The sequence below is a fragment of the Reinekea forsetii genome (assembly GCF_002795845.1).
GTDB lineage: Bacteria > Pseudomonadota > Gammaproteobacteria > Pseudomonadales > Natronospirillaceae > Reinekea > Reinekea forsetii.
In genome coordinates, this window is record NZ_CP011797.1 from 301,488 (window position 1) to 327,161 (window position 25,674).

Consider the following 25,674-nt stretch of genomic DNA (forward strand, 5'->3'; position numbering starts at 1 on the left):
CCAATCGATGACTCAGCGAAGAAAGTCATCTACTCAGCTATCCAGAACGCATCAAAAAAATGGACCATGGCAATCAGAAACTGGAAGCCTGCGCTCAACAGATTTATGATTGAATTTGAAGAGCGCCTAGTAAACTATACTTAGCCTTGGCAGTTAAACAGAATTATTTATAGGCTCATTTCTTCCTACTCTTCCAAGTTCCACCATACTGATATGTATTTTCAAAGCCTGTCTTTATAGGCGTGAGACACGTTCTACAAAGAAACACCCAATCCCTCAAGTCCTGGTATCGACACCTGTAGAGGACTTCCTTTGCTTCCTTACAGGCATGACAACTTTTGGTTCTCACTTTCACGGACCTATCCCCTACCATACCTTAGTTAAGTGTTGCTCTGTATTTTAATGAATGACTTAGAGAATCAATAAGTTGATTCGTCTTGTAAGTTAACAACAGCACATTTTTTACTAATTGAAGTGATATCAGTGTTATATGGTTATGAAATTGGTCTTAATTTACGTATAGCCAGGTAAGTGGCCCGGAAAATGAGGATATTCAACAGGTTTGCGGTGACGTTGCATATGAACGCTCTGGGTAAAAAAGAGATGACGGTGGAGTAAGCAGCTCGATGCATTTTCGACCGAACGGCTTTACTGGTTGAGCTGATCGAGCAACTCTTTCGGCACACCGGGCCGGCCGCTAGCGCTCATACCGGTGCCGATAATCAGTGCCTTGACGCAGATCAGGTCATCGGAGCGTCGGTGAATTACTTGCTGAAACTGAAAGCGGACCCGATCTTTCATCGAAAAGGTTGAGCTGACATAAAAAGCGTCGCCACTGACCAGGGGGCGCTTGTAGTCAAGCTCGGCGCGCACCACCACCAAATTGAGCCCTTGAGCGGCCAACTCTGCAAAATTGATCCCCTTAGTGAGTAAAAACTCGTGTCGCGCATGCTCCAGATAATTCTGATAGACCGCATTGTTGACGATGCCCTGCAAGTCGCACTCGTAATCGCGGACCTTGAATTCTTCTATATGGCTATAGCTCATGGGCATCTGCGGCAGTGGGATTGCTGATGAACATAAACGGAACCGCTGCCGATGGCAATGCTAGGTGCACAGCGGGTGCCATGCGGCCCATAGTAGGGTCTGCAGTCAAGGAGTGGCCAAAGCTCGGGCCGAGCCGATTAGGAGTTGAGAAACTAGGGGGATTGCGCCAGAATTGGCCGTGAAATTTCATCCAACAATTTTTCTCAAGGACTGACCTATGGATGTACAAGCCTTACTCACTGGGATGGCCGACGTTGCGATCCTCTGGTTGCAGGAAAATCTGCTATCGTTGGCCTTGGCCATCACCCTCTTTGTGGCGGGCCGCTGGATCGCCAATTTACTCACCAAGGTCATCCATTCCGTTCTAATGCGTGCGAAGGTCGACAATATTCTGGTCGATTTCTTATCCGGCCTGGCCAAAGCGGCCATGGTGCTCTTCGTCATTGTTGCGGCCCTAACCCAATTGGGTGTCGACACTACCTCGCTGATTGCCCTAATCGGTGCCGCCGGTATTGCGGTCGGCTTGGCGTTAAAGGATTCTCTGCAAAACTTTGCCTCGGGTGTGATGCTCATCTTGTTTCGTCCGTTCAAGGCCGGTGACTTTATTGACGCCGGCGGGGTGATGGGCATCGTTGAGCGCATTACCGTATTCTCCACTACGCTGCGTACCGGTGACAACAAGGAAGTGATCGTGCCGAACGGCTCGATATACGGCGGTACCATTACCAACTATTCAGCCCGTGAAACCCGCCGCGTTGATATGATCTTCGGCATAGGCTATGACGCCGATCTGCTCAAGGCCAAAAGCGTGCTCCGAGCCATAGTCGATAACGACGAGCGCATCTTGAAAGAGCCTGAGGTGCTTATCGCCATCGCTGAGCTGGCCGATAGCTCGGTGAATATTATTGTGCGCCCTTGGGTGAAGTCGGGGGACTACTGGCCGGTATTCTGGGACATGCAGGAGAAGGTTAAATTGACCTTCGATCAGGAAGGCATTTCCATTCCCTTTCCGCAGATGGACGTGCATTTGAATCAGGCTGATGGACCACTAAGTTGAAGTCTAAGCCCAAACCGTACCCTCTAGCCCTGTATTAGGCCAAGATGGGTGCGCTGACCCAATAAAAAGGATGTGGCGCATGCACGTTGACTTTACCCACCTGGCCAAGGCCGAGGCCTATCGATTGCTGACTCATACGGTGCTGCCGCGGCCAATCGCCTGGGTACTAACCGAAAACGAAAACCGCAGCTACAATCTGGCGCCCTTTTCCTACTTTAATATGGTCAGCAGTGATCCGGGTCTGTTGATGATCTCGGTCGGCCACAAACGAGATGGCAGCAAGAAGGATACCTGGGCCAATATTGAGCGGCGGCGGCGCTGCGTGGTCCATATTGCCAGCGGCCAACACCTCAGCGCAGTCAATGAAACGGCCCGTTCCCTGCCGGCGGAGGCATCGGAATTGGTCGCCATCGATGCGAGCCTGATTGATGAACCCGGTTTTGATCTGCCCCGACTGAGCGCCTGTGCGGTCGCATTTGATTGCCAACTCTATGATCTGCACCTGTTAGGTGACGGCCCACAGGCGGTCATCTATCTGCAAGTCAAGGCGGCCTATCTAGCCGACGAGTTGCTGGTCAACGATCCGACCACGCCCGACGCGCAGGCCCTTGACCCACTGGCTCGGCTGGGTGGCGATGACTACGCCCAGCTGGGCACCATCACCGGCCTACCGCGTCCAGGCTGACCGCACGAGCGCTCCAGCTAGAGCCTGTTAGCGACCGGCTCGACCATTCGAGTGCGCACCGCGGGTAGGCCAGATTTTGGTGAATTACCAAGCGCCTAAACCGCACCAGGTGGCATCATGCCGCTACAGGCTGCTCAAGGCCACGGGCCGTGCCCAATAAGCGCTGTAAAGCCCGTTGGGCCAGCAGTCCGCCAATGATGGCCGACAATGCCGCCATCGGCTCGATTATCATGACACAGTGGGTCCATTGTTATTTAACAGGTAAGTATATCTAACAGGTCACACGCTTGAAGATATCCTCGACTAGAGCGGGCCCGAGCAACCAACCTTGCCGACTCAGGCCGTTGACACAGATAATATTGCCGTTCTGAGTGATCTTGGGTCGGTTATCGCTGTAAAAAGCCCGGTGAGTGCCCATCACTTCCAATATTTCCGCGTCGGCAAAGCCCGGATGCAGGCAATAGATCGCCGACAGCAAATCCAGTGAGCTGCGCACGGTCACCGAGCGGGTACCTCGGTCGCCTAAATCGGTGGTGCCGACGACAAAAATATTGTCCGGCTTGGGGACCACATAGACATGGAAGCGTTGTTGAATAATGCGCACCGGCCGGGTGAAATGCACTCGCTTGGTGCGCACTCGAATGGCTTCACCGCGCACCGAATGGAGGGCTTGGGCGCCGGTTTCGGCATAGGTACTGGCCTTTACTGCCCCGGCGCCGCGACAATCGATCACCCAATCGTATTGCTTTTGCAGTACGCTACCATTGCCTTCTAGCGGCCAATGTTCGATCACCTGGGCATGCTGGCGAATGGCTCGGGTCGAGGCGGCTAGAAATTGACGATTACAAATTTGACCCTCATTCTTAAGGAAGACCGCCGTTTCAAAGCGTTCCAGATCGGGTTCCAAATTCAGCACCTCCTGGTTATACAGCATCCTGATTTGACTATGATGCTCGGGTAACAGCTGATGCATTTTCGCATAGAGGCAGAGCAGGCAGTCCTGTTCCTCTGAGAAGGAAATGGCCACGGTGCCATGCTGTTGAAAGAACACGGGGTGATGCTCGGGATCCAACTCACGCAACTGGCTCAGGGCATCGGGCCACAGGTTATGACTTTGCAATCCGAGTCGAACGACTTCCGGGGGCGCGTGAACGGCCTCGGACAGGGGCGAAATCATCCCCGCCGAGATGGTCGCTGCCCCCTGAGGATGATCAAAGGACTGGGCCTCGAATAACGTAACTCGGTGCTGGGCACCAATCAGCTTTAACGCAGCCAACCTGCCCATAACACCGGCACCGACGATGGCAACCTTCATAATACCCTATCCCTCTTATACCCTTAATCATCTGAGAGCCGACTGCATAACGGGCGAGCCTACAGTCTAGTTTAGGTTTTGAGTTTTGCTGAAATAAACGCGTCATGCCGGAACATCATCAGCCTTATGGATCGCTATGCCGCGAATGCCGACTCACTAGCGGCGTAGCCAGGCAATACAGACGCTTTCGAGCCTAGGACAGACAAAGAAAAGGTATTTTATTGACCGAATGGACAATTTATTATCAGTTCGAGTCGAAGTAAGCTAAGCTGCCGACAAATTATTGGGTGAAAACTATGACGTGGTTGGATATTTTGGGGTACGTGGGATCGGTGTTAGTAGCCATTTCGTTGATGATGGGCAATATCAAACGTTTGCGTTGGATCAATCTGTTCGGCGCCGCGGTCTTTAGCAGTTATGGCTTCTTGATCGAGGCGACGCCGGTATTCTTGCTTAATGGTTGGATCGTGTTGGTTGATATCTATTACCTGGTGCGGATTTATCAATTTAAAGACAATTTCGATATGGTCAAACTGTCGTCGGTGCGCACGCCCCTGTTCGAGTTGTTGATTCAGCGCTATGGCGCAGACATCGTGCAATATTTCCCTCATGCCACGGTCGATCAACTTGACGATGCCGTGGCCCTGTTGATTTTTCGCAATATGAAGCCGGTCGGCCTGTTCGCCTATCAGCAGCATAATGAGGTTGGCGTGGTCGAGGTGCTAATCGACTATGTTATTCCCGACGCACGCGATTTTAAAACCGCCCAGTTCTTGTTTGGTCAGCACACCAGCCGGTTGCGTGGCGAGGGCATTCATCGGCTGGTTAGTTACTCCGATCGCCCGGCCCATATTGCCTACCTCAGAAAAATGGGCTTTGTTGCTGAGGCATCGGGTTTCCATCTGGATATAGGCTAGGGTGCTGCGCCGACGGTTTGCGCCCGACTGGGATCGAGTTTAGGCGAGTGCGCGACAGCCATGCTGATCAGCCCGGTCTGTCCGAGTTAGCGGGGCGCGGTGGGGTATTTAGCGCTAAGCTATGTTAAAATGCCACCTTCTTACCGGACTGGTTCTGTTATGAAAAAAACTTTTTTGCGCGGCATGCTGAGTATCCTTCCCCTGGCCTTATCCGTTTGGCTGTTCTGGTCGATTATCGTCACCTTGGACGACTTGGGCCTGTCCTTTTTACAGCTCATCGGTTGGCATGCAGCCTGGGATGGAGTTGGCTTTTTGCTGATTTTCTGTCTTATCCTCGTTGTCGGTTTGGCCTTCAGTGTCAGTCCCATTCTGTGGTTGTATCAGCAATTTGAAAACCAAATGATGCGCTTTCCGCTCTTTAAAACCGTTTACGGTGCCTTTAAGGATTTAGCGTCCTTGGCCGGTAACGACGATTCGGAACTGAATCAACGTCAGACGGTCTTGATGGCGCAAACCAATGGCAGCTATATAGTTGGCTTTATCACCGCCGACAAGATGCCCGAGGCGCTGCTCACGGCACTGCCAGAGGAGGGCGACTGGGTCCCGGTGTTGTTTCAGTTGAGTTATCAGATTGCCGGTGTCACGTCATTGGTGCGCCGGGCCGATCTTATTTATGTCGACTGGTCCTTTGAAGAGGCCATGCGCTTTATGCTAACGGCCGGGGTGTCGCAGTCGAGCGCGATGAAAAAGCCGACTTAACAAATAAGCCATAGACATTAGCGCCCGGAATCATTTAGCATCCCGCCCTTCCTATTACCGCGCGGTCGCGCGGTCATATTGGCAATTAACCGATGGCGGAGCTGAAACCTTGCTGACGACTGCAAATATCACCATGCAATTTGGCGCGAAGCCGTTGTTTGAAAATGTCTCAATCAAATTTGGCGATGGCAATCGCTATGGCCTAATCGGTGCTAATGGCAGCGGTAAGTCGACTTTTATGAAAATTCTCGGCGGCGATCTGGAACCGAGTCTGGGCAACGTCTCGAAAGATCCCAACGAACGGATCGGTAAGTTGCACCAAGACCAATTTGCCTTCGAAGAATTTAATGTGATCGATACGGTGATCAAGGGTCACACCGAGCTGTGGCAAATTAAGGCGGAAAAAGACGCCATCTACGCTCAGGCTGAGATGACCGAGGCCGATGGCCTGCGGGCCGGCGAGCTGGAAGGTGAATTCGCGGAAATGGACGGCTACTCGGCCGAAGCCCGAGCCGGTGAGCTCTTGCTCGGGGTCGGCATCCCGATCGAGCAGCACTACGGCCCAATGAGCGCCGTGGCACCGGGCTGGAAACTGCGCGTGTTGCTCGCCCAGGTGCTGTTTTCCGATCCGGATATCATGCTGCTCGATGAGCCGACCAACAACCTCGATATCAATACCATTCGCTGGCTCGAAGGCGTGTTAAACGCGCGCAATTGCACCATGATCATTATCTCGCACGATCGACACTTCCTGAACAGCGTGTGCAGCCATATGGCCGATCTGGATTACAACGAGCTGCGCGTTTACCCGGGTTCATACGATGAGTATATGACGGCCTCGACCCAGTCGCGCGAGCGCCTGTTGTCGGACAATGCCAAGAAGAAGGCCCAGATCGCCGAACTGAAAACCTTTGTCAGTCGTTTTTCTGCCAACGCGTCCAAGTCCAAGCAGGCGACCTCGCGCGCCAAGCGGATCGATAAGATCGAGCTGGCCGATGTCAAACCCTCGAGCCGTCAAAACCCCTATATCCGCTTTGAGCAGGAGCACAAGCTGCACCGCATGGCACTCGAAGTAAATGGTCTGGCTAAAAGCTATGAATCAGCCTTATTTAATGATCTGGACTTGACCGTCGAGGTGGGCGAGCGCATTGCCGTAATCGGCCCGAACGGTATCGGTAAGTCAACCCTGATGCAGTGCCTAGTCGGGGTGTTGGAGCCAACGGCAGGTCTGATCAAATGGTCTGAAAACGCCAATGTCGCCTACTATGCCCAGGATCATGCGGCCGATTTCAAAGAGGATCTCGATCTGGTGGCCTGGATGAACCGCTGGGGTCGCGAAGGCGATGACGAGCAGATTATTCGCGGCACCTTGGGTCGCTTGCTGTTTTCGTCGGTCGATATCAACAAGTCGGTCAATGTGATTTCCGGTGGCGAACAGGGTCGTATGCTGTTTGGCAAGATGATGCTGCAACGGCCCAACATCTTGGTGATGGATGAGCCGACCAACCACTTGGATATGGAGTCGATAGAATCCTTAAACCTGGCCCTGGAAAACTATCCGGGTACCCTGGTGTTTGTTAGCCACGACCGGGAGTTCGTTTCCAGTTTGGCAACGCGTATTATCGAGTTGACGCCCAAGGGTATTGTCGATTATCACGGCAGCTATGATGAGTACCTGGCCAGCCAGGCGATTGTCGGCTAACGGCAAGGCGCCCCGGGCGGGGCGGGCTAACGTATAAGCACAAAAAAAGAGGTCCTAGGACCTCTTTTTTTGTGCCTTAATGGTGCCGTTAAGCAAGCCACCGAGCTTCGCTAGGGCCGGTGGCGGGCACCTTTCAGGGCGTGTTCTAGCTGTTGCCGTTCGGACTGCGGCGTGGCTGCCGGGTCTTATTGCCGTCACCCTGCGGGCGCGGCGTGCGGCCACTGCTTGGCCGTGCCGGAGCACGTTGACCGTCACGGTGTTCGCTGCGCGCCGGCTTAGGCTTCTTAATGCGCGGGATCTTGACGTTGAGGGCCAGATCCGGCAACGCGCGTTCCGGCTTAAAGCCGGGGTACTCGCGCCGTTCCAACAGCTCACCGGTCAGGTTTTGAATGTCAGCCAACAGGTCGAGATCTTCATGGCAGACAAAGGACAGGGCCTCACCGCTGGCGCCGGCTCGACCGGTCCGGCCGATACGATGGACATAGTCCGCTGGCACATTGGGCAGGTCGAAGTTGATCACGTGTGGCAGCTCATCGATATCCAGGCCGCGGGCGGCAATATCGGTCGCGACTAGGACGCGCACGGCACCGCTCTTGAAGTCGGCCAGGGCACGCGTTCGAGCACCCTGACTCTTGTTGCCGTGAATGGCCGCGGCGGTGATCTTGCTCGACTCTAATTTCGCGGCGAGGCGGTTGGCGCCGTGTTTGGTCTTGGAAAAGACCAAGACCTGCTGCCAGTTGTTGTCCCCGATCACCTGGGTGAGCAGGGAGGGTTTGCTGCCCTTATCGACCGGAATGATCCACTGGGTGACCGATTTGGCGGTGGTCACCGTCGGCGCCACGGCGATCTCGACCGGATTGTTCACGATTGTCTTCGCCAGGGTGCGCACGTCCCCGGCAAAGGTTGCCGAAAACATGAGGTTTTGTCGTTCTTTGGGCAGAACCCGAAGGATTTTTTTAATATCGTTGATAAAACCCATGTCGAGCATGCGGTCGGCTTCATCGAGCACCAGTATTTCGAGCTGATCAAAACGCACCGCATTTTGATTGTGCAGATCCAATAGCCGACCTGGGGTAGCCACCAAGATGTCGACGCCGCGTTTCAGTTTAATCATCTGTGGATTGATCTTCACCCCGCCGAATACTACGGCAGAACGCAATGGCAAGTATTTGCCATAGTTCACGACACTTTCTTCAACCTGGGCGGCAAGCTCACGGGTTGGTGTTAACACCAGGGCGCGAACCTGATTGCCGCGCGCCTGATTACCCGATTCGGATAGGCGGTGCAGGATGGGCAGGGTGAAGCCCGCGGTCTTACCGGTGCCGGTTTGGGCGGCGGCCAACAGATCCCGTTGTGCGAGTACGGCCGGTATGGCCTGCAGCTGAATCGGGGTGGGTGTTTCATAACCCATATCTGAAACTGCTTTTAAAATAGATGAAGAAAGACCTAAGTCGGCAAAACTCATAGCAAGGCTCTAATTGGGAGTGAATGAATGATAGAGAGAGAACTCAGTTGAATTGCGCGCGAGTATAGCAGTAAGTTTGGTCGCGCGCGCTGTCCATTCTGGTCCGGCGCCCAAGGGCCTTTAATGTGGCTCTGGCGGGGCCTGGCGGGCGATGATCTAGCCGTAGATGCACAGATAGGCGGTGTCGATCACGACCTTGAGTTGGAACTTACTGTCGGCCGGGACATGAAACTCAGTGCCGGTCGCAAAGCTTTGCCAGGCGTCAGTACCGGGCAGGCGCACCTGCAGTTCGCCGGCCACAACCTGCATCAACTCTGCGGCCTCGGTACCGAATTCGTATTCACCGACGGCCATAACACCGATGGTAGTTGGCTTGGCATGTCCGGTTAAGGCCAGCGATTGCACGTTACCGGAAAAATATTGATTGTGTTTGATCATGAAATTCTCATTATTGTCTGATGTTGGGGGAAGGGAGCGTCAGCGCTCAGATCGATCGATATTAAAGCCTAAAGGATGGCGCCAACGCAACCGTTGGCGCGCGCCAAACCGCTGTTCGGCTTCGGCCCCGCCGATGATGGTGCTAGTTCAGCAGGGCGAGCAGCTGCTCGGCTTCTGTTTCGCTGACCAAGAATAGGCGGAAAAAGTCATGCAACGGATAGCTGTCCTGAAACGCCGTCAGGTGGTCCCAGCGGCCCTCGATCATATATTGCAACAGCGTGAGCAGTTCACCCGCCGGGCCGGCGCGCTCGATCAGCGCCGCTCGGGTGTTGGTATCGAGCGGTAAATTGGCCAGGACCTCATCTAAGGGGCGGTCCAAGAACGCATCGATGACCGACAAAAAACCAATAAAAAAGCATTCCCCGGCTGGGAATGAGCCCAGAAATTGACCGAAGCGTTCCAAGGCAATGGCGCGCAACAGGGTTTGGCGTAGCAGCTCGTGAGGCTTGTCGTCCAGGTCGGTGAGCGCGATCAAGGACACCCATTGGCGCAATTTATCGAGCCCGAACACGACTAGGGCCTGTTCGATATTTCTGATCGGTGTGATGCGGACATGGATGCCGAGATTGGCCAGGCGCAATAATTTGACCGTCAGCACCGGGTCATTTTTGAGGATCGCCGCCAAGGTTTCAAGCCGGACCTCAGGATCCATCAAGGCCCTGAGCAGCTGTAGTGTGGAGATTTTTGAGGGTCGAGCAAGGCGCTGATGAGTGAGTTGCGGCCGACAGAAAAAATAGCCCTGGTAGTAATCAAAGCCGAGGCTTTCAGCCAGTTGAAAATGGCCCTGGGTTTCAATCTTTTCAGCCAGCAACTTAACACTATACTGCGCCAGCTCGCCGACCAAGAGGGCAATTTTATCCTCATCCAAGGCCTGAAAGTCGATCTTGATGATATCGGCCCAGGGCAGTAACTTGGCGGTACTGAGGGTCATATCGAAGTCATCGAGTGCGATCTGATAGCCCTGCATCTTGAGATTTTGCACCGCGGCTATGACGGCCGGAGTGACCGTAACGGTTTCCAGTATTTCAACAATGGCAGTGCTGGCATCAAGCGGTAGAGGCTGCAATAAACACTCTGTGGAATGGTTGATAAAAAACTTGTAACGCGGATCGGCCAAGACCTGATCATCGGACGTCATAGCATTGAGTATAACCTGGGCCGTGGCAGCCTGATCATCGATTAGGCCGATCTTGTCCGAGGGCCTGAACAACAATTCAAAGCCCATAACGGCCATCTGCTGGTCAAAGATCGGCTGTTTGGCATAGATTGCCGGTGTCAGACTAGGCTGGGAGTCGAGTTGTGATGTCATAGGCTATCCAATGTAAGGCCTAGTGTGTTGGTTGATCCAAGTGCCGTTGCGCTCGGTTGAATCCAAGACAACCGAGGAACCTTGACAATACAGCATCTCAGACCCATCCGACTCTTTTATGTGCGCGGCATGCGCCAGGCTGGTTCCTCGGGCCAGGCCTCGAGCCCAAATGGTACAAAATTGGTTTCGACTTATGTTGAGCGGTTTAAATCGGCGTTCGAAAACTCAATCGCAGGCAGCAATCGGAGGCTAAACCGTTTCCTGTGCGGTGCCGTGATGGCCCTTATTGCTCAATAAGCGTCAATTTTTTGTCGTCAATATCTGGATTTTCCTCAAGCGCCACTAGGGTACCATCCACATCCGCCAAATTACCGTTGGCCTCGAGCCAGCTCTTGCGGTCGCCAGCGCGTTTCTTGGCGAGCAGCATATCCATCAACTCATCGGTTTGATCGCCATCTTCGACGGTCAATTGCACTAAACGCCGAGTGTTGGGGTCCATGGTGGTCTCGCGCAGTTGCAATGGATTCATCTCACCCAAGCCTTTGAAGCGGGTTATCTGCACCTTGCCGCGTTTATTTTCCGCCTTGATGCGATTGAGAATGCCTTCGCGTTCGTCTTCATCGAGGGCGTAAAAAACTTCCTTACCGATATCGACCCGAAACAGTGGCGGCATCGCGACATAGATATGGCCCTTTTCCACCAAGGTACGGAAATGCCGGACAAAGAGTGCACAGAGTAGGGTGGCGATATGCAGGCCATCGGAGTCGGCATCGGCGAGAATACAGATTTTGCCATAACGCAGGTCGTCGATGTTGCTGGAATCGGGATCAACCCCCACCGCAACCGCTATATTGTGCACTTCCTGGCTGGCCAGAATCTCGGAGCTGTCGACTTCCCAAGTGTTTAATATCTTACCGCGGAGCGGCAGAATGGCCTGGAAGGTTCGATCGCGCGCCTGCTTGGCCGAGCCCCCGGCCGAGTCGCCCTCGACTAAAAATAGCTCGCCGCGCATCACCTCATGGCCGGAGCAGTCGGCCAGCTTGCCAGGCAGTGCCGGACCGCTGGTAATCTTTTTCCGAGTTACCTTCTTAGCTTTACGCAGTCGAGCATTGGCATTGGAAATGGCCAATTCGGCGAGTTGCTCGGCGACCTGGGTGTTTTGATTCAGCCAGAGCGCAAAGGCGTCCTTGACCACACCGGATATAAAGGCCGAGGCCTGGCGCGATGACAGCCGTTCCTTGATCTGACCGGCAAATTGCGGATCCTGCATTTTGAAGGACAGCACATAGGAGCACTTCTCCCAGATGTCTTCTGGGCTGAGCTTAACGCCGCGCGGCAACAGGTTGCGATATTCACAGAATTCGCGCATGGCATCGAGCAGGCCTTGGCGCAGACCATTGACGTGGGTGCCGCCCTGGGTCGTCGGGATTAAATTGACATAACTCTCATAGATGCCTTCACCACCGTCTGGCAGCCATTGTACGGCCCAGTCAACGGCTTCGCGCTCACTGGCCAGAGATCCAACGAAGGGCGCCTCAGGCAGGGTGTTATAGACCGAGGTAGTGGCGAGCAGATAGTCAGTCAGGCCGGCCTCGTAATACCAGGTGTCGCGCTCATCCTTCTCTTCATTGAAATAGTTTATCCGCAAGCCCGGGCAGAGCACTGCCTTGGCGCGCAAGACATGGCGTAATCGGCTTGAGAGGAATTTGCCGGTGTCAAAATAGGACGCATCGGGCATGAATCGGACCGACGTACCGGTATCCTTCTTCGCGCAGGTGCCGATGATTTCTATATCGGATGACTTTTCGCCGCCGGTAAAGCCCATGCGATGCATCTGGCCGCCACGCCGGACGGTGACCTCGAGCATGCTTGATAGAGCGTTTACCACCGAGACTCCGACCCCGTGTAAGCCACCGGAAAACTGGTAACTGGTGCCAGAAAACTTGCCACCGGAATGCAGCCGCGTGAGAATCAGTTCAACGCCCGGGATGCCATGCTCTGGGTGAATATCAACCGGCATACCTCGGCCATTATCGGTCACACTGAGCGAGCCGTCTTTGAATAGGATGACATCGATCTGGTCGGCAAAGCCGCCAATGGCCTCATCGACCGAGTTGTCGATCACTTCCTGCGCTAAATGGTTGGGCCGCGTGGTATCTGTGTACATGCCCGGGCGCTTGCGCACCGGATCCAGACCACTGAGGACCTCGATGGCTTCGGCGGAGTAAGTATTTTTGGTCATCGGCCAACGGACCTCTCATAAAAAACTGAATGAAATCAAGGCGGTTAGGATAACAGAATAGGGCGGGAATGCTACGCGGCGGACCCGGTTGCCGGCCAAGGTGCGGAGTCAACGCGATGCGCTCGTTAGGCCGAGGCGGGCTCTTGCCGGTTAGTAACCGGTCTGGGAAAAATCGATATCAAAATCGACACCATCGATGCGCGATACGGCGGTGTCGATGGTTCCATCCGGATTCAGGACCAGTTTGCGATACCCGGGCCCGAGCGGGTCAATGCCGAAGTCCTGACTGAGGGGCTGAAACTGGACGCAGGTCGAGGGCGTCGACAAGTACCGTACGCCGTCGACGACCTGATCACTCGCCTGATGGACATGACCGCAGACCACGGCCCGGACGCAACTGTGTTGATCGAGCAGGGCTTTCAATTCGTCGTTATTGCGCACGCCGATCTGGTCGATCCAGCGGCTTTGCAATGACACCGAGTGGTGGTGAAAGGTAACCAATACATGGCGATCGGCATATTGGATAAGGGCCTGTTCGAGAATCGCCAGCTGATCTGCAGCCAGATGGCCGTGGACACGCCTGGTCACAGTCGAATCGAGTAGCACCACGACCCACTCACCTAGGTCGACTATGGCCTCGGCATGATCGAGACCCTTGCCCGCAATCGCCATATGGCTAGGGTTATCGTGATTACCTGGAATCCAGCGCATCGGAGCGGGTAATGGGGCCAAAAAGGACAAGAAGTTTTGGTAGGCCTGTAAACTGCTGTCTTGGGCAATATCGCCGGTCGCGATAATCAGATCAATGTCCGCGACCTCGGATTGGACAAGCTCCAAGATGAGCTTCAGGCTACGTTCGGTATTCATGCCCAGCAGGGTGCCCTCTGCATGACCATGCAGGTGAGGGTCGGTAATCTGGACTAGAGTATGGGCTCTGGGCATCAGCTTGATAGGTCCCTGTAAGACAGCAAATGTAGGCTTTCCATTAGGAAAGAGTGTAGTCAATGTCGCTCAAAGTATACAGAGCGTGGACTATTTCGTGACTCAACCTACAAATATACCCCGAAAAATGGCATGTGATCGAGTTTTTTCTATTTGGGCACCCACAGTTCCCGCACCGTGCCGTGGGTCAAGAGATGGCCAAGCCATTCAGCCAGGTAGCGATTGACCTGCTGTTTTTCATCTATTTGGTACATCTGCTCATTGGGGTAGCGATAGACCCCGGCCAGTTGCTGACCTTGGCTGATGCCCACCACCTCGGCCAAACGTGCATCGGAATACATCCGTACCGTCAGTTCGACTCGGTCCATGGGCGCGGGTATGGCGTGGGCCTGCTTAACCAGTTGCAGGGTAGTGGTGTACTTAAAACGTTCGGTCACGTGGATATCCACATCAATCTGATGGCCACCGTTGTCTTGCCAGCTAAACTGGTAATGAGCATCGGATAGATCCCGCAGCAAGCGCTCGAGCCTGACGTAGTTGGCTGCACATAGCGCTGCGTGTTGGGATATATCTGGAACGTATTTTTTCATGCCCACCTATCACAAAGAGATGTTTCGTTTAGCTGCAACCATTGTAGTGCGATTATGGCGGCGGCATTATTAACCACGTTGTCCCGAACCCAGCCATAGGCTTCGGCAAAGGGCACGCTGAGCACCCGAATATCCTCACCTTCCTCGGCCAGGCCGTGAATGCCCGAGGCCTGATGGCTATCGACCTCGCCAACAAAGAGATGAATACGCTCATTGGAACCGCCGGAAGAGGGCCAGTAACGACTGATCGAGTGCACTCGACCGATATCGACCCCGGCCTCTTCGATCGCCTCGCGCCGTGCGACCGCTTCGGGTTCTTCATCCTTGTCGATCAAGCCGGCTACCAACTCGATCTGCCAAGGGTTTGCGTCCTGCAAGGTGCCGACTCGAAACTGTTCAATTAATACCACCGCGCGCCGGCCAATATCCACCAAGAGCACGCATACCGCGTCATGGCGATCCATTAGCTCGCGCGAGATGGTTTGACTACCGCCATCGAAGCGCTGGTGCGTCACCGTCATCTGATCCATCTGGTAAAAACCACGGTATAAAGGCTCTACAACATCAATACTGTAGTGAAATTGCTCTGTATCTCGTTTCATTGTCAAATTCCTAGTCTCGTAGCACTGCTTTTGTGCGACACTAATGACTTTTGGCGCTGGTGATTAGTCATCTAAATTGTGAATAATTGGTCGTCAATAGACAGAAAAGCTCAAGGCAACTCATGGAGACGTCAGCCGTGCATCGGCATAATGAATCCAGTCCCTCATTCATTGCAAGTTTCGAGACAATCGCATGCTTATAAAACCTTTGATCGTCGGCCTGGTTTTGGTCGCAGTTACCGCCCACGTTTCGGCCTCACCATCGCTGCTAGAAACCTATGACCAGGCACTGGCCAATGACCCGCAATTGGCGATCGCTCGGCTCAACGCCGAAAACGCCCAGCAGGACGTGACCACCGGTTACGCCAACGTGCTGCCCGATGTGACGGCCAACGGCAGTTACCGAATTGGTAGCGACAGCGGGACTGAGTCGCTCTTTCCGAGCTTTGATGCCCAAACCTTAGGCGGCTCGATTACCGTCAGTCAAAATATTTTCGTCTTGGCGGCCTTTACCGCCTACGAGGCCGTCAAGGTCAATGCCACCATCAGTGAGATCGAAGCGGTCTATGCCGAACAAGAATTAATGGTTCGAGTATCGGAAGGCTACATCTCCGCACTGCGGGCGAAAAATGCCTTAGCGGTGTTGCAGGCGCAGCTTGAAGCTGTGGCCCGCCAATACGATCAGACCCAGCAGCGCTATGATGTCGGTCTGGTGACCATTACCGATGTGCTCGATGCCAGTGCTACGCTCGATCAAACCAAGGTCAGCCTGATTCGGGCCGAGTCTCAATACGACATCGCCCTGCAGAACCTATCGGTTATTACCGGTACGATTCCCGATGGTGTGCAAAATATCAGCGAGTCAATGCCGATTACGTCGCCTTCTGAAAACGGTCAACAGCAGTGGGTCGACTATGCCATCACCCAACACCCGGATATTATCGCTGCCGAACGTGGCCTAGAAGTGGGTCGCCTGTCGTTGCAGGCTGAGCGAGAAAATCTGTTGCCGCGCGTCAGTGGCAGTGCCACCTTCGGCTATTCCGATACCTTCGGCAGCTCAGCCTTCGATAACGATGATGAAACTAACTGGAGCGCCAGCTACGCGATTTCGGTATCGGTGCCGCTCTATTCCGGTGGCGCCGATCAGGTGTCCGTGGTCAAGCAGGGTCTAAGCAACAATATTGCCGAGCAGCAGGTTGAGCTACTCAAACGTGCTAAGGCGGTCGCTGTGGCCAACCTGTATCGCACGGTACGGGCCGACGCGCAAAATGTTGACGCCCAGATCCAAGCATTGAAATCGCGCGACAGCGCTTTGCAGGCAACCAGCGTCGGTTATGAAGTTGGCACGCGCAACATCGTCGAGGTGCTTAACTCACAGGTTGCGGTCTTTAATGCGCAAAACGCCTTGAATAACGCTCGCTACGACTATCTGCTCGACTTGCTCAAACTGAAAAAAGAAGCCGGTCAGCTGGCGTTAAAAGATCTGGAAAGCATTGAGCAGTACCTGATCGCCGACTGAACTCTTGGTGAGACGCTGGGACCTCAGCCCCAGGGGGTAGAACGATACCTAGACCTGCGTCCTAATGGCGTAGCGTCGATCCTGGTACCAGCAATGAATTAACAGGCATCAACACCGTTAACCAGACCTGCAGGGCGTTTTATAGCGGCGTTATGAGTATTCTAGCGGGAAGATAAAACGGTTGATCAGTCAACCGTGTAGGGTGGGGCGATCATCTCGTCGAGAATCCCTTCACGAATCGCCTTATTGGAGATGCGCATTTCCTGGATGTCGAACAGATGAAAGATGCGATGTAGGATTATATAACCCGCAGCGAACACGGCAATGCGCCGCGGGTTTAATTCCAACAGATGGGACAATTGCTGCTGGTTCCCCGCTTGGGTTAAAACCGGCAACAGACGATCTAATTGTTTGCGCTTGATCACGCCCTCGTCGGCAATGCCCAGATTATGCATGGCCCAACTGACGGCCTTTATTGTACCAGAGGAACCCATTGCATCGTCCCAGTTGAGATCCTTAAAACGATCCGAGACCGTGGCCAACTGGCTGTCGACAAAGTCCATACAGGCATTGAGTTGGCCTTGGGGCAGGCTGTCGTAATCGAGAAACTCTGAGGTCAGGGTGACACAGCCCAGCTCAAGGCTGGCCACGGCCAAGGGTTCTCGGCCCGAACCGACGATCATTTCGGTACTGCCACCGCCGATGTCGAGTACGAACCGCTTTTGATCTGGTTGCCCTTGCGACACGCCGCGGTAGATGTAGAGCGCTTCATCTTCGCCCGTGAGGATGCGGATAGGCTGCCCCAAAGCCGTCTCGGCCAGGCGCAAAAAGTTTTGGTCCTGATAGAGCATGCGAAAGGCACTGGTGCCGACCGCGGATACGGCGACATCTGGGTAAGCCTTGAGTAATTGGCCAAAATGCGACAGACAACGTAAAGCCCGACCACGGGTTTCATGATTGATTCGGCCGGCATCGACACCGGCGGCCAGGCGCACTAACTCGCGCCGACAGTCAACCGAGACCAGCCTGTTGTTCTCATTTTTCATCAAAACGAGATGAAAGCTATTAGAGCCTAAGTCGACGGCTGCAACATACTGAGGTTCGTTCATGAGTCAAAGTCTTTTTATTTGCCCCAGAATATAGCGGTAAATGGCCTTCAAAGCCAAACAAAGGGTGCCCAAGGTGGTTAAAAATCAGACTTAAGCGTAAGGAGTGTCGAGTTGCCTCTCGCCTTGCAACTTTCAATTTTGACCCACACTGCAAAAAATGGAAAAGAGTCTGGCAGAAATATCACCTACAACAGCCCAGGCAGCAGCAGCCGGGGCCAACACCCCAATGACCCCGCGAGTGACGAAATCAGTCCGCGGTAAGAGTCAGGTAAAATCAGGCCTAAGCCCCTGATGTCGGGTTTTATTTGACCCCTTGGTCAGGCATTCGTCGAGGGGTCAAGCCTATTTAGCGGCCGGTTTTGTCGAGTGGAGGGCGGTCAATACCGATTCTTACGTTGCTACCAAGCGTTGAATCATTAGTATGGTTCTTTCGAGTATGTGCTGCGCATTTTCACGTTTGCGACATACCGCATCGTTATCCTGCTGTTAACCGGCAAACACTATCATTTTGATCGTCTCCAATCGTGACATTGGGGATATGTAAGAACCGAACTGGAAGATTGACATGAAAAAGCTATACCCTGGATTGTACCGACCCGAATTTGAACACGATGCCTGTGGCATCGGCTTTGTTGCCAACCTGAAAGGGCGCAAATCGCATGGCGTCATTGAAAATGCGCTAACCATGCTCGCCGCGATGGAGCATCGAGGCGGAACCGGAGTCGATATTAACAGTGGTGATGGCGCCGGCGTCTTGATCCAGATTCCACATGACTTTCTCGCCGAAGAGACCCTCGCCTTGGGTCTCAATTTGCCTGAGAGCGGTGAATATGGCGTCGGCATGGTGTTCTTCCCGGCGGATGAAACCCGGCGCGCTGAATGCCGCGCCATCGTCGAGCGCAATATCAGCAAATTGGGCCTGACTTTGCTCGGTTACCGACCGGTACCGACCGATAACAGCATGATCGGCCAGACCGCCCTCGATACCGAACCGTGCATCGAACAAATATTTATCCAGAACACCAATTGCAAGACGCAGCAACAGTTTGAACGCAAACTCTATGTATTGCGCAACTACTGCTCGCATCTGATCTATGACACGGTTGCGGGGATCGGCGAAGACTTCTATGTCGCGTCGATGTCCTCACGCACTCTGGTTTATAAGGGTCAGCTGACCACCGCGCAGGTCCGCGAATATTATCTCGATCTACAGAACGAGCGTTGTGTCTCAGCCATGGCGATGTTTCACAGCCGCTTTGCAACCAACACCATCCCGCACTGGCGCCGCGCCCAGCCGTTCCGTTATCTGTCGCACAACGGCGAAATCAATACCGTCAACGGCAACATCAACTGGCTCACAGCACGTCAGGCGCTGTTTGAGTCGGTTAATTTCACTACCGAAGAGATGGATATGCTCTTGCCGATCTACGATCGTGGCATGTCCGATTCGGCCAACCTCGACATGATGGTTGAGCTGCTGGTTTTGTCCGGTCGTCCGTTGGCGCAAGCCATGATGATGGTGGTGCCGGAAGCCTGGCAGACGCAGGACGATATGGACCCGGCCAAGCGGGCCTTCTACGAATATTATGCCTGTATTATGGAGCCTTGGGATGGCCCGGCGTCGATCTCCTTTACCGACGGCAATGTTATTGGCGCCACACTCGACCGCAACGGTCTGCGCCCATCACGCTATTTGGTGACCAATGACGACATGGTGGTCATGGGTTCTGAGACTGGCGCGTTGATGGTCGATCAGTCAACCGTGATCGAAAAGGGTCGCCTCGAACCGGGCAAAATCTTTATTTGCGACCTAGAGAAGGGTCGCATCATCTCCGATACCGAGGTGAAGTCGGACATCAGCAGTCGTCAGAACTATCTCGACTGGGTCGCTGACGAGAAGATCGTCCTGGATGACCTGCCGACCCCTGAGGTGACGGTTGAGCATCCAATGCTCGGCAACTTGCAAAAGCGTCAGCGCGCCTTCGGTTATACCGACGAAGACCTGCGCCTAATCCTAGCCGATATGGTTGGCACGAAAAAAGAGCCGCTTGGCTCCATGGGTACCGATACCCCCTTCGCTATTCTGTCCGATCGGCCACAACATCTGTCGCACTATTTTAAGCAGCTTTTTGCACAGGTCACCAACCCGCCGATCGATCCGATCCGCGAAGAGATGGTCATGTCACTGCGCACATACATCGGTGGCGACCTGAATCTGTTGGCCGAAACCGCCAAGCATTGCCATAAGCTGGAAATTAAGCGGCCGGTACTCAATAACGAACAGCTGATGAAGTTGCGTTATATCGATCACGCGCACTTCCAGACCCGCACCATTCCGACAACTTTTCGGGCGACTGGTGCCAGCGGCGAATTGGAGCGTGCCCTTGAACGCATCTGTCGCTATGCGGTCGATGCGGTCAACGATGGCTTCCAAATTATTGTCCTCAGCGATCGCGATATCGATACCGATCACGTCGCCATACCCTCGGTCTTAGCGACTGCGGCCGTGCATCACCATTTGATCCGCTCCGGCTTGCGCGCCGACTGCGATATAGTTGGCGAATTTGGCGACGTACGTGAGACGCATCATGTGGCCACCGTGCTCGGTTTTGGGGCATCCGCGGTCAACCCGTACATCGCCATCGAAACGCTGATGGAGCTGCGCAACGACGGTATTATCGACGCCGAGTTGACCGATAAGGATGTCTTTGCCCGCTATGCGTACGCCATCGACTCCGGCCTGCTGAAAATATTTTCCAAAATGGGCATCTCGACCCTACAGTCCTATCAGGGCGCGCAGATATTCGAAGCCCTGGGTATTAAACAAGATGTGATCGATCGGTATTTTACCGGCACCGTGTCGCGTATCGAGGGCATCGGGCTGGATGAGATCGCGCGTGAGTCCTTAACCAAGCACCGCACCGGCTACCCGTTGGAAGATCAGATTTTCATGGAATCGACCCTGCCCTCGGGCGGCGATTATGCCTGGCGCCACGATGGCGAACGGCATCTGTTTAATCCGACCACGGTGCGTTTGCTGCAGCACGCTACCGAGCAGAATAACCAAGCACTGTTTAAGGAATATTGCCGCAATATCGATGACCAGTCGAATTCGCTCTATACCTTACGCGGTCTATTGAAGTTTCGCTCGGATCGCCCGGCGGTACCGCTCGCTGAAGTGGAATCGATCGAGCAAATTTTTAAGCGCTTTGCCACCGGCGCCATGTCGTTCGGCTCCATTTCCTGGGAAGCCCATACCACCTTGGCGATCGCGATGAATCGTATCGGCGGTAAGTCGAATTCCGGTGAGGGCGGTGAAGATCCGATCCGCTTTACGCCGCTGGAAAACGGCGACAATATGATCTCGAAAATCAAGCAGGTCGCCTCGGGTCGCTTCGGTGTGACCAGTCACTACCTGACCAACGCCGAAGAGTTGCAGATCAAGATGGCCCAGGGTGCCAAGCCCGGAGAAGGCGGTCAGCTGCCCGGTCACAAGGTGGATGCTTGGATCGGTCGGACCCGTGGTTCGACCCCAGGGGTCGGTCTGATCTCCCCGCCGCCGCATCACGATATTTACTCGATCGAAGATCTGGCGCAACTTATCTTCGACCTGAAAAACGCTAATCGTGCGGCGCGCATCAACGTCAAACTGGTCTCTGAAGCCGGTGTGGGTACCATTGCATCCGGCGTCTGCAAGGCTTACGCCGATGTGGTCTTGATTGCCGGACATGACGGCGGCACCGGTGCCTCGCCGCTGAGCTCAGTGAAACACGCTGGCCTGCCGTGGGAGCTCGGTTTGGCCGAGACGCACCAAACCTTGGTGCAAAACGGTTTGCGCTCGCGCATCACCGTGCAGGCCGACGGCCAGATGAAAACGCCGCGTGACCTGGCCATTGCCACCCTGCTCGGCGCTGAAGAATGGGGCGTTGCCACGGCTGCCTTGGTGGTCGAGGGCTGTATTATGATGCGCAAGTGCCATCTCAATACCTGCCCAGCGGGTATTGCGACTCAGGACAAGCAACTGCGCGAACGCTACAAGGGCAAGGTCGAGAACGTGGTGAACTTCTTCACCTTTATGGCCGAAGGTCTGCGCGAAGTGATGGCTGAACTGGGTTTTCGCTCGATCAATGAAATGGTCGGTCAGACCCAGTGTCTGGCGTCCCGGACCGATGTCGACCACTGGAAATTTAAAGCGGTCGATCTGGCCCCGGTGCTTTACAAGGCCCAGCCGATGTTCGAAAGCGACACCCTGTACCGGTCTATCGCGCAACAACATCGCATCGATGATGTGCTCGACCGGCAGTTGATTGTCGATGCCGCCGCTGCGCTAGAGCACAGCACCCCGGTGAGCTTGGCGTATCCGATTCGCAATGTGAATCGCTCGGTCGGTGCCATGCTGTCGAATGAAATTTCCAAACGCTACCATGCCGTGGGTCTGCCGGAGGATACCATCAAGGTCAAATTCAACGGCTCTTCGGGCCAGAGTTTTGCTGCCTTTACCGCCAAGGGCGTGAGCTTTGAACTGGAAGGCGATGCCAATGACTACTTTGGCAAGGGCCTATCCGGTGGCAAGCTGGTGGTCTATCCCGACAAGCGCGCGCCCTTTGTGGCGAGTGAAAACATCGTCATTGGCAACGTCGCCTTTTTCGGGGGCACCAGTGGCCAGGCCTTTATTCGCGGCCGCGCCGGTGAACGCTTCTGCGTCCGCAACTCCGGCGTCAGCGCCGTGGTCGAAGGGGTTGGCGATCACGGTTGTGAATATATGACCGGCGGTTGCGCCGTGATTCTGGGCAGCACCGGCCGCAACTTTGCCGCCGGCATGTCCGGTGGTGTCGCCTTTGTGCTCGATGCTAAGGGTGATTTTGCGGCCAACTGCAATATGGAAATGGTCGCCCTGGAAGCACTCACCGAGGCCGATGCGATGCAGTTGCACGGCCTAGTGCAGCAGCATTACGAGCTGACTGAATCCGATGTCGCCCAAGCCTTGCTCGCCGACTGGGCTGAGGCCCTGACCCACTTTACCAAGGTGATGCCAGTCGACTACAAGCAGATTCAGACCTATATGCAGGCCGCGCGCGACTCCGGTAAGTACCAAACCGAAGACGAGGTCACCGAGGCGGCATTTCAGATGCACATTGAATTTTTGAAAGCACCGAAAAAATCCGTGCAAGCTACGGCATAAGGAAACAGACATGGGAAATCCAACGGGTTTTATCGAGATTGCACGTAAGTTACCGGAAGACCGTGATGCCAAAAGCCGGCTAATCGACTGGCAGGAAGTGCACGAGCACTTGCCCGAAGCCGAGATCAAACAACAGGCATCGCGTTGCATGGATTGCGGCGTGCCCTTCTGCATGTCGGGCCAGTCCGAATATGCACCAGTGGTGGCCGGCTGTCCGGTCAACAACCTGATTCCAGAATGGAATGATCTAATCTATCGCGGTCGTTGGAAGGAAGCCTTGCAGCGTCTGCACAAGACCAATAACTTTCCAGAATTTACCGGACGCGTTTGCCCGGCACCCTGTGAAGGTTCCTGCGTATTAGGCATCAATGCTGACCCGGTGACCATCAAGCTGCACGAAGTATCGATTATCGAGCGTGGCTTTAGCGAAGGCTGGATCACCGCCCAACCGCCGAGCAAACGGACCGGTAAAACGGTTGCCGTGATTGGCTCCGGCCCCGCCGGTTTGGCCGCCGCCGCGCAGTTGAATTCGGCCGGCCATAAGGTCACGGTATTCGAACGGGCCGATCGGATTGGCGGGTTGCTGATGTATGGCATCCCCAATATGAAGCTGCAGAAAGAGCTGGTGGAACGCCGGGTGCAACTGATGTTCGAAGAGGGCATTACCTTTGTCACCGATACCGAGGTGGGCAAGGACATCAGCCTGGCGCAGATCCACGCCGATTTCAGTGCCGTGGTCTTTGCCACCGGTGCGACGGTCCCGCGCGATTTAGTCGTAGACGGCCGATCGGCACAGGGCGTGCATTTTGCCATGGAATTTCTCGGCAAAAACACCAAGAGCCTGTTGGACTCGCAGCATCAGGATGGCCAATACATCAGCGCCCAAGGCAAGGATGTGGTGGTGATCGGCGGCGGCGATACCGGCACCGATTGCGTCGGGACCTCGATGCGGCACGGCTGCAAGTCGGTGATTCAGCTGGAAATCATGCCGCAACCACCTGGCCGCCGTCAGGCCAATAATCCGTGGCCGCAGTGGCCCAAGCGATTGTTGGTCGATTACGGTCAGCAGGAGTCGGTCGCCGTGCAGGGTCATGACCCGCGCATTTACGAAGTGATGACCAAGCAGATAGAGCAGGACGCCCAGGGTCAGGTTGTGGCCGTGCACACCGTGAAGATCGAATGGCAGAAAAACGCCACCGGTCAGATGGTGCCGGTGGAAGTCGCCGGCAGCGCAACCCGCTACCCGGCCGATTTAGTCTTGCTGGCCATGGGCTTTATGGGACCGGAAGCGGCACCCTTGCAGGCGCTGGGCGTTGCCCAAGACGCGCGCTCCAATGCCCAGGCCGCCTATGGTGCCTTCAATACCAATGTCGAGGGTGTGTTCGCCTGCGGCGACGCCCGACGCGGTCAGAGTCTGATCGTGTGGGCGATCAATGAAGGCCGTGGCGCGGCGCACGAAGTGGATAAGTTCCTGATGGGTAAAACCTACCTGCCGAAGTAAGATCCGCAGCACCAAAAAAGCCGCCACCCATTTCGATAATGGGTGGCGGCTTTTTTTTGCCTGCTCTAAGCCCCGCTAAGATACAGGTCAACACGTTGCGCCAATAAAAAGTCTTATTTGCATGGTTAATTGGCAATTAAATGCCAAAATATTGACGATCATGGGCCGACTTGGGGTCCGGTTCGACAATAGGGCCGCTAGTCAGCCAAATCGGCATAGAGCGAAGTCGATAGATAGCGTTCGCCGAACGACGGAATAATCACCACGATCAGCTTGCCGACATTTTCCGGTCGCTTGGCAACCTCTAAGGCGCTCCAGACCGCCGCGCCGGACGAAATACCGACCAACAGACCCTCTTGACTGGCCATCGCACGCGCCGTGGTAAAGGCGTCGTCATTGTTGACCTGAATCACTTCAGCCAACAAATCGGTTTCTAAGATGGCCGGAATAAAGCCGGCGCCGATGCCTTGCAAGGGATGGGGTGCCTTGGTACCGCCTGACAGCACTGGCGATGCCGCCGGCTCGACAGCAATGGCTTGGAAGGCCGGATTTTTCGCCTTGAGTGCACGGGCCACACCAGTGACGGTGCCACCGGTGCCGACGCCGGCAATCAATATATCGACCTTGCCATCGGTGTCGGCCCAGATTTCTTCGGCCGTGGTGGCCGCATGGATCGCTGGGTTGGCCGGGTTCTCAAACTGCTGGGGTATGAAATAGGTTTCTGGGTCCGACTGTTGGATCTCCTGGGCCTTGGCGATGGCGCCGCCCATGCCGTCTGGTCCGGGGGTGAGAATCAGTTCCGCGCCATAAGCCCGCAACAGGATACGACGTTCAGTGGACATGGAGGCGGGCATGGTCAGGATGCATTTATAACCTTTGGCGGCAGCAACCATCGCCAGGGCGATGCCGGTATTGCCCGACGTGGGTTCTACAATCGTCATACCTGCTTTAAGCGAACCATCGGCCTCAGCCGCGGCAATCATCGCCGCACCGATTCGGTCTTTAACCGATTTGCCGGGGTTAAAGAACTCCAGCTTGGCCACAACGGTTGCAACGCAGCCATCCGTTAGCGCGTTTAGTTTGACGAGCGGGGTGTTGCCGATCAGATCGATCACACTGTTGGCAATGCGCATAGAAATCTCCTTAGGGGTTTTTAGCTATTGTAATGGCAGGATCCCAACATTGTTAATAACCATTCTCTCTAATGTGTTGGCAAAAAAATACCCAAACCCC

19 protein-coding genes are annotated in these 25,674 nt (G+C 54.7%); 8 read left to right on the forward strand and 11 right to left on the reverse strand.

The genetic code is table 11. The annotated features are described in order from the left end of the window. Positions 1–648 precede the first annotated feature (648 nt). Positions 649–1,047, reverse strand: a complete 399-nt coding sequence (locus REIFOR_RS01445) for an acyl-CoA thioesterase (RefSeq protein ID WP_100255868.1) — start codon at positions 1,045–1,047, stop codon at positions 649–651. Between the two features lie 217 nt (positions 1,048–1,264). On the opposite strand from REIFOR_RS01445, the gene REIFOR_RS01450 reads away from it, so the two are divergent. Both REIFOR_RS01450 and REIFOR_RS01455 read left to right on the forward strand, forming a co-directional pair. After that, a complete protein-coding gene (locus REIFOR_RS01450; RefSeq protein WP_100255869.1) occupies positions 1,265–2,104 on the forward strand; it encodes a mechanosensitive ion channel family protein in 840 nt (279 codons plus the stop codon). A 79-nt stretch (positions 2,105–2,183) separates the two neighbouring features. Then, positions 2,184–2,789, forward strand: a complete 606-nt coding sequence (locus REIFOR_RS01455) for a flavin reductase family protein (RefSeq protein WP_158524262.1) — start codon at positions 2,184–2,186, stop codon at positions 2,787–2,789. Between the two features lie 271 nt (positions 2,790–3,060). On the opposite strand, the gene REIFOR_RS01460 is transcribed toward REIFOR_RS01455, so the two are convergent. Then, entirely contained in the window at positions 3,061–4,104 is a 1,044-nt protein-coding gene (locus REIFOR_RS01460; protein WP_100255871.1) for an FAD-dependent oxidoreductase, read from the reverse strand. Between the two features lie 296 nt (positions 4,105–4,400). Between REIFOR_RS01460 and REIFOR_RS01465 the strand changes: the two genes are divergently transcribed. The 3 genes from REIFOR_RS01465 to REIFOR_RS01475 all read left to right on the forward strand — a co-directional run bounded on the left by REIFOR_RS01465 (position 4,401) and on the right by REIFOR_RS01475 (position 7,482). Beyond that, positions 4,401–5,021 carry a hypothetical protein gene (locus REIFOR_RS01465; RefSeq protein WP_100255872.1) on the forward strand — a complete coding sequence of 207 codons (621 nt, stop codon included), beginning with the start codon at positions 4,401–4,403 and terminating at the stop codon, positions 5,019–5,021. Positions 5,022–5,180: 159 nt separating this feature from the next. Continuing rightward, positions 5,181–5,780, forward strand: a complete 600-nt coding sequence (locus REIFOR_RS01470) for a DUF502 domain-containing protein (RefSeq protein WP_100255873.1) — start codon at positions 5,181–5,183, stop codon at positions 5,778–5,780. 109 nt (positions 5,781–5,889) lie between these two features. After that, positions 5,890–7,482, forward strand: coding sequence for an ABC-F family ATPase (locus REIFOR_RS01475; protein WP_100255874.1), 1,593 nt, complete (start codon positions 5,890–5,892; stop codon positions 7,480–7,482). A gap of 145 nt (positions 7,483–7,627) precedes the next feature. On the opposite strand, the gene REIFOR_RS01480 is transcribed toward REIFOR_RS01475, so the two are convergent. From REIFOR_RS01480 to REIFOR_RS01510, 7 genes are all read right to left on the reverse strand, one after another. Continuing rightward, the gene (locus tag REIFOR_RS01480) at positions 7,628–8,947 is read right to left on the reverse strand and encodes a DEAD/DEAH box helicase (RefSeq protein WP_100255875.1); all 1,320 of its coding nucleotides are present in this window, start codon (positions 8,945–8,947) and stop codon (positions 7,628–7,630) included. 156 nt (positions 8,948–9,103) lie between these two features. Continuing rightward, entirely contained in the window at positions 9,104–9,385 is a 282-nt protein-coding gene (gene ppnP / locus REIFOR_RS01485) for a pyrimidine/purine nucleoside phosphorylase (RefSeq protein WP_100255876.1), read from the reverse strand. A 142-nt stretch (positions 9,386–9,527) separates the two neighbouring features. Continuing rightward, positions 9,528–10,754, reverse strand: a complete 1,227-nt coding sequence (locus tag REIFOR_RS01490) for an EAL and HDOD domain-containing protein (protein ID WP_100255877.1) — start codon at positions 10,752–10,754, stop codon at positions 9,528–9,530. A 283-nt stretch (positions 10,755–11,037) separates the two neighbouring features. Beyond that, positions 11,038–12,996: a DNA topoisomerase IV subunit B gene (gene parE / locus REIFOR_RS01495; RefSeq protein WP_100255878.1), complete on the reverse strand. Its 1,959-nt coding sequence runs from the start codon at positions 12,994–12,996 to the stop codon at positions 11,038–11,040. A 150-nt stretch (positions 12,997–13,146) separates the two neighbouring features. Continuing rightward, positions 13,147–13,938: a 3',5'-cyclic-AMP phosphodiesterase gene (gene cpdA, locus REIFOR_RS01500; protein ID WP_100255879.1), complete on the reverse strand. Its 792-nt coding sequence runs from the start codon at positions 13,936–13,938 to the stop codon at positions 13,147–13,149. 149 nt (positions 13,939–14,087) lie between these two features. Continuing rightward, positions 14,088–14,528 carry a DUF1249 domain-containing protein gene (locus REIFOR_RS01505; protein WP_100255880.1) on the reverse strand — a complete coding sequence of 147 codons (441 nt, stop codon included), beginning with the start codon at positions 14,526–14,528 and terminating at the stop codon, positions 14,088–14,090. Continuing rightward, positions 14,525–15,130 (reverse strand): NUDIX domain-containing protein, encoded by a 606-nt coding sequence (locus tag REIFOR_RS01510; RefSeq protein WP_100255881.1) that lies wholly within the window; start codon positions 15,128–15,130, stop codon positions 14,525–14,527. Before REIFOR_RS01510 ends, REIFOR_RS01505 begins: the two co-directional genes overlap by 4 nt. 193 nt (positions 15,131–15,323) lie before the next feature. Between REIFOR_RS01510 and REIFOR_RS01515 the strand changes: the two genes are divergently transcribed. Beyond that, entirely contained in the window at positions 15,324–16,649 is a 1,326-nt protein-coding gene (locus REIFOR_RS01515) for a TolC family outer membrane protein (RefSeq protein ID WP_100255882.1), read from the forward strand. A gap of 185 nt (positions 16,650–16,834) precedes the next feature. Here the strand turns inward: REIFOR_RS01515 and REIFOR_RS01520 are convergent, their stop codons facing one another. Next, positions 16,835–17,758: a Ppx/GppA phosphatase family protein gene (locus REIFOR_RS01520; RefSeq protein ID WP_100255883.1), complete on the reverse strand. Its 924-nt coding sequence runs from the start codon at positions 17,756–17,758 to the stop codon at positions 16,835–16,837. 565 nt (positions 17,759–18,323) lie between these two features. On the opposite strand from REIFOR_RS01520, the gene gltB reads away from it, so the two are divergent. Together gltB and REIFOR_RS01530 are read left to right on the forward strand one after the other, a co-directional pair. Next, complete coding sequence (gene gltB, locus REIFOR_RS01525; protein WP_100255884.1) at positions 18,324–22,940, forward strand: glutamate synthase large subunit; 4,617 nt, start codon at positions 18,324–18,326, stop codon at positions 22,938–22,940. Between the two features lie 10 nt (positions 22,941–22,950). Further along, entirely contained in the window at positions 22,951–24,441 is a 1,491-nt protein-coding gene (locus REIFOR_RS01530; protein ID WP_100255885.1) for a glutamate synthase subunit beta, read from the forward strand. A 197-nt stretch (positions 24,442–24,638) separates the two neighbouring features. On the opposite strand, the gene cysK is transcribed toward REIFOR_RS01530, so the two are convergent. After that, positions 24,639–25,574: a cysteine synthase A gene (gene cysK / locus REIFOR_RS01535; RefSeq protein WP_100255886.1), complete on the reverse strand. Its 936-nt coding sequence runs from the start codon at positions 25,572–25,574 to the stop codon at positions 24,639–24,641. Positions 25,575–25,674: the final 100 nt, after the last annotated feature.

Excerpts from the sequence above, each read along its gene's own strand:
- REIFOR_RS01505 (WP_100255880.1), bottom strand. The coding sequence starts at position 14,528 with ATGAAAAAATACGTTCCAGATATATCCCAACACGCAGCGCTATGTGCA.
- REIFOR_RS01515 (WP_100255882.1), top strand. The coding sequence starts at position 15,324 with ATGCTTATAAAACCTTTGATCGTCGGCCTGGTTTTGGTCGCAGTTACC.
- cpdA (WP_100255879.1), bottom strand. The coding sequence starts at position 13,938 with ATGCCCAGAGCCCATACTCTAGTCCAGATTACCGACCCTCACCTGCAT.
- REIFOR_RS01455 (WP_158524262.1), top strand. The coding sequence starts at position 2,184 with ATGCACGTTGACTTTACCCACCTGGCCAAGGCCGAGGCCTATCGATTG.
- cysK (WP_100255886.1), bottom strand. The coding sequence starts at position 25,574 with ATGCGCATTGCCAACAGTGTGATCGATCTGATCGGCAACACCCCGCTC.
- REIFOR_RS01520 (WP_100255883.1), bottom strand. The coding sequence starts at position 17,758 with ATGAACGAACCTCAGTATGTTGCAGCCGTCGACTTAGGCTCTAATAGC.
- REIFOR_RS01480 (WP_100255875.1), bottom strand. The coding sequence starts at position 8,947 with ATGAGTTTTGCCGACTTAGGTCTTTCTTCATCTATTTTAAAAGCAGTT.
- gltB (WP_100255884.1), top strand. The coding sequence starts at position 18,324 with ATGAAAAAGCTATACCCTGGATTGTACCGACCCGAATTTGAACACGAT.
- REIFOR_RS01510 (WP_100255881.1), bottom strand. The coding sequence starts at position 15,130 with ATGAAACGAGATACAGAGCAATTTCACTACAGTATTGATGTTGTAGAG.
- REIFOR_RS01490 (WP_100255877.1), bottom strand. The coding sequence starts at position 10,754 with ATGACATCACAACTCGACTCCCAGCCTAGTCTGACACCGGCAATCTAT.
- REIFOR_RS01470 (WP_100255873.1), top strand. The coding sequence starts at position 5,181 with ATGAAAAAAACTTTTTTGCGCGGCATGCTGAGTATCCTTCCCCTGGCC.
- REIFOR_RS01460 (WP_100255871.1), bottom strand. The coding sequence starts at position 4,104 with ATGAAGGTTGCCATCGTCGGTGCCGGTGTTATGGGCAGGTTGGCTGCG.
- REIFOR_RS01450 (WP_100255869.1), top strand. The coding sequence starts at position 1,265 with ATGGATGTACAAGCCTTACTCACTGGGATGGCCGACGTTGCGATCCTC.
- parE (WP_100255878.1), bottom strand. The coding sequence starts at position 12,996 with ATGACCAAAAATACTTACTCCGCCGAAGCCATCGAGGTCCTCAGTGGT.
- REIFOR_RS01530 (WP_100255885.1), top strand. The coding sequence starts at position 22,951 with ATGGGAAATCCAACGGGTTTTATCGAGATTGCACGTAAGTTACCGGAA.
- REIFOR_RS01465 (WP_100255872.1), top strand. The coding sequence starts at position 4,401 with ATGACGTGGTTGGATATTTTGGGGTACGTGGGATCGGTGTTAGTAGCC.
- ppnP (WP_100255876.1), bottom strand. The coding sequence starts at position 9,385 with ATGATCAAACACAATCAATATTTTTCCGGTAACGTGCAATCGCTGGCC.
- REIFOR_RS01445 (WP_100255868.1), bottom strand. The coding sequence starts at position 1,047 with ATGAGCTATAGCCATATAGAAGAATTCAAGGTCCGCGATTACGAGTGC.